The sequence below is a fragment of the Bacillus sp. EB600 genome, from assembly GCF_024494385.1.
Lineage (GTDB): Bacteria > Bacillota > Bacilli > Bacillales > Cytobacillaceae > JAEVLT01.
This window is the reverse complement of record NZ_JAEVLT010000033.1, coordinates 45,536-52,310: the sequence shown is the minus strand read 5'-3', so window position 1 is coordinate 52,310 and position 6,775 is coordinate 45,536. Positions and strand designations below refer to the sequence as shown.

Annotated in this window: 7 protein-coding genes; 6 read left to right on the top strand and 1 reads right to left on the bottom strand. The window is 38.6% G+C overall.

Annotated elements, in window-relative coordinates; all coding sequences use genetic code 11:
• Nucleotides 1–150: 150 nt before the first annotated feature.
• Nucleotides 151–1,143, top strand: coding sequence for an NADPH:quinone oxidoreductase family protein (locus tag JN080_RS22680; protein ID WP_256238252.1), 993 nt, complete (start codon nt 151–153; stop codon nt 1,141–1,143).
• Nucleotides 1,144–1,419: 276 nt separating this feature from the next.
• Here the strand turns inward: JN080_RS22680 and JN080_RS22675 are convergent, their stop codons facing one another.
• Nucleotides 1,420–2,385, bottom strand: coding sequence for a bile acid:sodium symporter family protein (locus JN080_RS22675; RefSeq protein WP_256238251.1), 966 nt, complete (start codon nt 2,383–2,385; stop codon nt 1,420–1,422).
• Between the two features lie 238 nt (nt 2,386–2,623).
• On the opposite strand from JN080_RS22675, the gene JN080_RS22670 reads away from it, so the two are divergent.
• The 5 genes from JN080_RS22670 (at nt 2,624) to JN080_RS22650 (ending at nt 6,727) form a co-directional block, all read left to right on the top strand.
• Entirely contained in the window at nt 2,624–2,761 is a 138-nt protein-coding gene (locus JN080_RS22670) for a hypothetical protein (RefSeq protein ID WP_256238250.1), read from the top strand.
• Between the two features lie 334 nt (nt 2,762–3,095).
• Nucleotides 3,096–3,422, top strand: coding sequence for a MerR family transcriptional regulator (locus tag JN080_RS22665; RefSeq protein ID WP_256238249.1), 327 nt, complete (start codon nt 3,096–3,098; stop codon nt 3,420–3,422).
• A 220-nt stretch (nt 3,423–3,642) separates the two neighbouring features.
• Entirely contained in the window at nt 3,643–4,938 is a 1,296-nt protein-coding gene (locus JN080_RS22660) for an ammonium transporter (protein ID WP_256238248.1), read from the top strand.
• A gap of 72 nt (nt 4,939–5,010) precedes the next feature.
• On the top strand, nt 5,011–6,003 hold the full coding sequence (locus tag JN080_RS22655; RefSeq protein WP_256238247.1) for a DUF294 nucleotidyltransferase-like domain-containing protein: 993 nt from the start codon (nt 5,011–5,013) through the stop codon (nt 6,001–6,003).
• Nucleotides 5,990–6,727, top strand: a complete 738-nt coding sequence (locus JN080_RS22650) for an exonuclease domain-containing protein (protein ID WP_256238246.1) — start codon at nt 5,990–5,992, stop codon at nt 6,725–6,727. Before JN080_RS22655 ends, JN080_RS22650 begins: the two co-directional genes overlap by 14 nt.
• The last annotated feature ends 48 nt before the right edge of the window (nt 6,728–6,775 follow it).

Sequence of the window (6,775 nt, the reverse complement as noted above, 5' to 3'; positions counted from 1 at the left end):
ATAAAAACACCTTTCAGTACAAGCTTAATAAATTATCCAATCTTACAGGCTACAATCCTAGAAATATTGATGAATATGTCATTCTAAAAATTGCATTTCTTCTTTATAAAACGATTTAATCACTTACTTAATCTGAGAGGAGTTTTAACAATGGACAAGTCTTTTAAAGCTTTAATGGTAAATAAGACAGATGAAGATTTCACCGTAAATATAAAGGATATAACCCTAGATGATCTGCCAAAAGGTGATGTTCTAATCAAAGTTGCCTACTCGAGTGTAAACTATAAAGACGGATTGGCGAGCATTCCTAAAGGAAAAATTGTTCGCTCCTATCCCTTTATTCCGGGAATTGATCTAGCAGGTGTTGTGGTTGATTCACAGGACCCGCTCTTTAAAAAAGGCGACAAGGTAATTGCTACAAGCTATGAGATCGGTGTTTCTCATTATGGCGGTTATAGTGAGTATGCACGAATTCCGGCTGAATGGATCGTACCTTTGCCAGAAGGTCTTAGCTTAAAAGAAGCAATGATTTATGGAACGGCCGGCTTTACGGCGGCATTATCTGTCCATCGATTAGAAGAAAACGGCCTAACTCCTCAAAAAGGAAAAGTCCTTGTTACAGGTGCTACTGGCGGAGTAGGCAGCATGGCCGTGTCCATTCTTGCGAAGCGTGGATATGATGTTGTAGCAAGTACTGGTAAAAATGCTGAACATTCATTTCTTCAGGAATTAGGAGCAAAAGAAATTCTAACCCGGGATGATGTTACTGAAGAAAAGATCAAAACCTTAGACAAGCAGCTCTGGGCCGGGGCTGTAGATCCTGTAGGCGGCAAAACGCTCGCTTCGATTCTAAGTAAAACAGCCTACAATGGGTCGGTTGCAGTCAGCGGTCTCACAGGTGGTACAGATGTACCAACAACCGTGTTTCCCTTCATCCTCCGCGGGATCAACCTGCTTGGCATCGATTCAGTCTACTGTCCAATGGAAACGAGAAAAACAATTTGGAAGCGGATGGCAACAGATTTTAAGCCAAATCGCTTAGAAATGATTGTTAATAAAGAGGTTTCCCTAGAGGAACTTCCTGGTTCCTTGTCTACGATTCTTCAAGGAGAAGCTCGTGGAAGAACAATCGTTAAACTTTAGTCCTTCCTTTGTTGGATAGAAGGAAGATATTGGACCGAATTCAGGTAAAGAGTGGATGTTAGACTTAGTTTTCCGATGCTTTTACAAAATGGAAGCTACAAAAACGCCCGTTCGACAATTTTCCGGGAAATAGTTAACTTCTGACGTCTTATTTACAAATTACTTCTATAGCTCCTTCATTTTGCAGATTATATTGTCACAAAGACCTTCCATAAAAAAAAAAGCGTATCATTTTCGGATACGTTTTTTTCATTATTCCTATTCACAAAAATTGCATCAGGCAGACAAACTTTCTTTATGAACTTGCTTTTTATAGTATTTATCCAATAATGCTCCGTTTAGGGATGCAAGGACTTGTTGAAAAAGCATTCCCACTACAACTGGCACTGCTACTGCAGGCGGGAAATAGGCTACCGCTATTACGGCTCCCGCGCTAATATTTCTCATTCCACCTGTGAAAATTAGCGAAACAACGGTCCCTTTATCTCTCTTCAGCAACAATCCTGTAAAAAAGGAGAACAAGTAGCCTGTTGAAGCAATAACAAAGATAACTAGTACAATTCCAACCAGCTTTAAGGTAACATGACTTAAATAGGGTGCAACAACAGCACTATTCAGCATCACAGTAATTCCCAGAAAAATTTTTGAAAAAGGCGCTAAAGGCGCCCCTAAAACTTGTTTAGCTTTCCCATTTGTTGACTGATTTAAAGTCATGGCAATCAGCGAGGGAATGACGACCATAACAAGTAACCCCTTCATGATCCCCCATACATCCATTTCGATATTTTGTCCAACAATTAATGATAGTGTAAGCGGAACGATAAACGGTGATAACATTGTATCGATGAGAATGATGGATAACGTCAGAGCAATATTTCCTTTATAGATAGAAACCCATACAAAACTTGTTATCCCCGTGGGGATGACCATAGCCATCACCAATCCTGTGATAGTGTAGGCATCACCATTAAAAGTAAGATGACCTATCGCCAGCGCCCAGAGTGGCATGACAACATGTAATAACCCTAATGCAGCCAGGATCGGAACGGGATGACTAACAGCTTCCTTAAACGATTTAAAATTAGAGCCTAGGCTTCCGGTAAACGTCATAAATGCAAAAATCCATGGAATTAAATAAGAAAAGCCTTTTAGATAGGATGCAAGTAATACTCCAATTAAGACACTAACAGGGGTAATGACCGGCATCAATTTTTCAAGCTTCCGGTTAACCTTTTGCAACATGATATTCTCTCTCCAAACAGTTATTTTCTTCTATGAAGATTGTATCTCTTTTTATAGAAAAAAGTAATTAATATTGCCTCAATTGGAAGTAAAAATCCTGTTAGTTTTTCTAACAATACTTCTGACAGAAGATCAAAAATAAACTAATCTTATAAAAAAAGCGGTAGTAATCAAAATTCACAGTTTTTTGGTCTCTTATAAATATACAATGCCAATACCATTAGAAAGGATGGGTAAAATGTATCGGAAGAATGAAATAAATTTAGCAATGAAAATTGTCCGTCTGGATCTATTAAGAGAGGAATTGTATGAGGAACTATTAAAGTCTTTAGGTTCACAGGCCCCGGAGCTTTTACGCAGAATTCAAAATTCCTAACAAAGGGGGGGATGATGAAATTGTCAGAGCATTTGCGTTCTGCCATGGAGAAATTAAAAAGTTTTTATATAAACAAAATAATCGATGATGCTCTTCACAGGGAGACATACCAGAGTTAAAATCCCTTACCGTTAGTGAACTTGAAGCGATTTATTAGCATGACAAGCGGTTAGATAGAGATAAGAAATAAACATTCCCATCATTCCTAATAATATAGGACTTAATCATAATACTTCAAAAAATGCGAATAATGTAAGGAAATGTAACGCATTAGGTGTATAATATGTAACATATAGTTTACTAATCACAAAAACCCGGTGGTGATTGACAAAAAATGGGAAGTGAATCGTCTTATAAGGATAAGAAGGTCATTACAATTGGAATTGTCAGAGAGTTAACAGGTCTCTCCGAAAGGCAAATTCGCTATTACGAAGAGAGAAAGCTTATTTTCCCTGAGAGGTCCTCTGGCGGAAGCAGGAAATACTCCTTTTCTGATATCGAGTTACTAATGGAGATTGCCAATAAAATTGAGGATGGCATTCAAACACACGAAATCAGGCAGGAAATGGTCCGTGAACAGAAAAAACGTGATGAACGAGAAGCCAGACGGAAAATGATTCAGGGACAAATCAATGCCCAATTTGGTGTACGTAAAAGATAATGACTGTCTAAAAACTAGTAAGTTACCAATCAGAGGAAATAGGAAAATCCTAACCTTCACTTGCAACTAAGTGAAGGTGTTTTATTGCCTATAATTCTCCCCTTCTCAAAAACCATGTTAGATAATCTTACAAACTTATAGAATCAAATCAATTTACATGTAAAAATACAACTATCAACAATGTAATAAAAATTAACATAGTTTTTAAAGGGGGAGAAACATGACTACTACATTTCTAATGAACAGTCTTTGGACCATGGTTGGTGCGGTACTTGTCATTTTGATGATTGGTGGATTTATCTTACTCGAAACAGGTTCAACCCGAATGAAGAATGCTGGCCATATCGCCGGTAAAACAATTTTAACCTTTTCAATCAGCTCACTTATTTTTTGGGCAGTCGGCTACGCCTTAGCTTTTGGTTCAGGTGGTTCACTGAATTCACTGATTGGATTATCCCATTTCTTTTACTCCGGTTATGAAATAAAAGGCTTAGCACTCTCAGGATCAGTTTTCTTTTTATTCCAACTTGCTTTTGCTGGCATCTCTTTAACAATCGCCTTTGGCGGATTTGCAGAACGGGCAAAATTAGCAGCATACCTCATCTTCTCGGTATTATTCTCTATTATTGTATATCCTCCAATTGCCCATTGGATTTGGGGCGGCGGCTGGTTAGCCGAACATGGAAAACAAGACTTTGCCGGATCAACGGTTGTCCATTTAACTGGTGCAGCTGCAGCTCTTGCCGCAACAATTTTGTTAAAGCCTCGGATTGGAAAGTTTAATAAAGATGGTTCCGCTAATACTATTGAAGGTCATAATCAAGTATTTACAGCTTTAAGTGTATTACTTTTATGGGTCGGCTGGTTCGGATTTAACGCTGGCAGCACGCTAGGAGTTGCAGATGGCTTCTTTGGATATGTTGCCCTTAATACAAACTTAGGTGCAGCCGCAGGTACAGTTGCAGCAATGATTGTTTCTTGGATCGTCTTAGGCAAAGCAGATGTACCAATGATGTTAAATGGTGCACTCGCCGGATTAGTTGCTATTACCGCTTCTTGTGGTTTTGTTGCTCCATGGGCAGCAGTCGTGATCGGTTTTATCGCCGGAATTCTAGTATTCTACAGCATGCGCTTCTTTGAAAAAATGAAAATTGATGATCCAATCGCAGCATTGTCTGTTCACGGTACTGCAGGGATTTGGGGAACATTATCCAATGGATTTTTTGCAACAAGAGAATTAGCGACTGTTGGTAAACCAGGATTATTCTATGGGGGTGGATTTCACCAACTTGGCGTTCAAGCAATGGGAGTTATTGCATGCGGCCTCTTCGCCTTCGCCGCATCATATATTATCCTGTATGTAATGAAAGCTGTAATGAAAGGACTTCGTGTATCAGAGGAAGAAGAAATAATTGGTTTAGATATCAGTGAGCACGGCAGCTATGGTTATCCTGAATTGCTAAAGCACAAGGATAATTTACAACTAAACGAAGCACTACGAGCAAAAACTGAGTAAACTAAATAAGGCGGTCATGGTTAACCATGACCGCCACAAAAGTTTTTTTGCGTAATGAAGGGTGGGAACAGAATGAGCCCTGGCTCCTATGAAGAGGTTAGAAAGTATCGTGACCTGAAACTCAACGACTTTATTCATGACCATTTTTTGTTAAACAAATTCCATGATGAAATCATGCAACAAGTAGTCAGAATCGCCTTAAGAAAAGTAGAGAAAGATGATGGACTGGGTCCTGCCCCCTTTTCATTTTTCGTTATGGGTAGCGCCGGACGCTTTGAACAAGGTTTATGGAGCGATCAAGACCACGGAATTATCTATGAAGAAACGAACACGAATGCGAATGCGAAAAGTTATTTTCTACACTTAGGGAGTGAAATCTCTAAAGGACTTTATCTAGCAGGTTATGAGTATTGTAGCGGTGATGTAATGGCAAGTAACCCCACTTGGTGTAAGTCCCGCTTAGAATGGCAGCAGCAAATAAGCTGCTGGGTCCAGGAAGCAAACTGGGAGTCCATTCGCAATCTGTTAATCTTTATCGACAGCCGCTCACTATACGGCGAGAAGAAATATATTGAAGAAATAAAAAACTATATCAATCAATCTATTCACAGCAAAAAGCTTCTCCCGAACATATTTAACAATACAATGTATTACAAAAAAGGAATTGGCATTCTTGGTCAGTTGTTGATTGAAACCCATGGCATCTATGCCGGACAGCTAAATTTGAAAGAAACAACCCTTTTCCCTTTTGTCAATGCCATCCGTTTTTTAGCCATAAGAAACAATATAATCGAGGCCTCTACGCTCACAAGAATAGATCTTCTTCCAGAGCGGTTGTTTTCCAAAGAAGACAAAGAAAAATACAAGCAGCAATTTATAAAGCTTTTAAATTTCCGTCTATTATATGGAAATGATTCAAATTATGAAGCAAGTCACTTTTTAAACATTATGAAATTATCAAAAGTGAAAAAGAAAGAAATAAAGGAAATAATCAAAACGACATTATCGCTTTGTTATCAATTAAGACGGTTAATAGAAAAGGAAGGATCTTATGGGGATGAATGAGTTGTTCCAATTTTTCAAGGATATGTCAGGTAAGTTCAATTCAAATATTTATGCAGGGATTCGCGGGCAGTCAAATCCCCAACACATTTCCTTCCTCAGGCAGCTCCAAAAAGAATTAAATAAAAAAAACAACCTCGATACTCCCCTTGAAACATTAAAGGTTGTTGTTTTTGATCTGGAAACAACGGGATTTTATCCTGAAAAAGGCGACCAAGCCATCTCGATCGGCGCGATCAAGATGTGTGGAGCAACTATCGAAGAAGGCGAAGAAGCCTCTTTTTACTCTTTGATAAAATCTGACAAACCAATCCCAAATGAAATATCAGCCCTAACAAATATTCACAATGACGAGCTGGCTGCAGCACCCATTGCATTAGAAGTCTTGTTAAAGTTTTATAAGTTTATTAACGGCAGCATCCTTGTTGCTCATCATTCAAGTCACGAGAAAGCTTTTATGCAAAAAATGACCTGGGATATCTTACGAACCAGATTCGAGCACCGTCTAATCGATACTGCTTTTTTAATACGTCTATTCAACTCAAATATGAAGTCATTTACCCTAGATGAAGTTTGTAAGGAGTGCGGGGTAGAAATCAAAGATCGTCATCACGCCCTTGGAGATGCAAAAATGACCGCACAAATCTGGAGCTATTATGTAAGAAGAGCACAGAAAATGGGAATCGTAACTTTACGTGAAGTATATGAGCAGATCACTAAAGGCTGAAATCCTTATTTTCCCTAAAAAATTATTTAACAAAAATAATAATAACCA

Coding starts and splice junctions, on each gene's coding strand:
- JN080_RS22680 (WP_256238252.1), top strand. CDS start 151: ATGGACAAGTCTTTTAAAGCTTTAATGGTAAATAAGACAGATGAAGAT.
- JN080_RS22675 (WP_256238251.1), bottom strand. CDS start 2,385: ATGTTGCAAAAGGTTAACCGGAAGCTTGAAAAATTGATGCCGGTCATT.
- JN080_RS22670 (WP_256238250.1), top strand. CDS start 2,624: ATGTATCGGAAGAATGAAATAAATTTAGCAATGAAAATTGTCCGTCTG.
- JN080_RS22665 (WP_256238249.1), top strand. CDS start 3,096: ATGGGAAGTGAATCGTCTTATAAGGATAAGAAGGTCATTACAATTGGA.
- JN080_RS22660 (WP_256238248.1), top strand. CDS start 3,643: ATGACTACTACATTTCTAATGAACAGTCTTTGGACCATGGTTGGTGCG.
- JN080_RS22655 (WP_256238247.1), top strand. CDS start 5,011: ATGAGCCCTGGCTCCTATGAAGAGGTTAGAAAGTATCGTGACCTGAAA.
- JN080_RS22650 (WP_256238246.1), top strand. CDS start 5,990: ATGGGGATGAATGAGTTGTTCCAATTTTTCAAGGATATGTCAGGTAAG.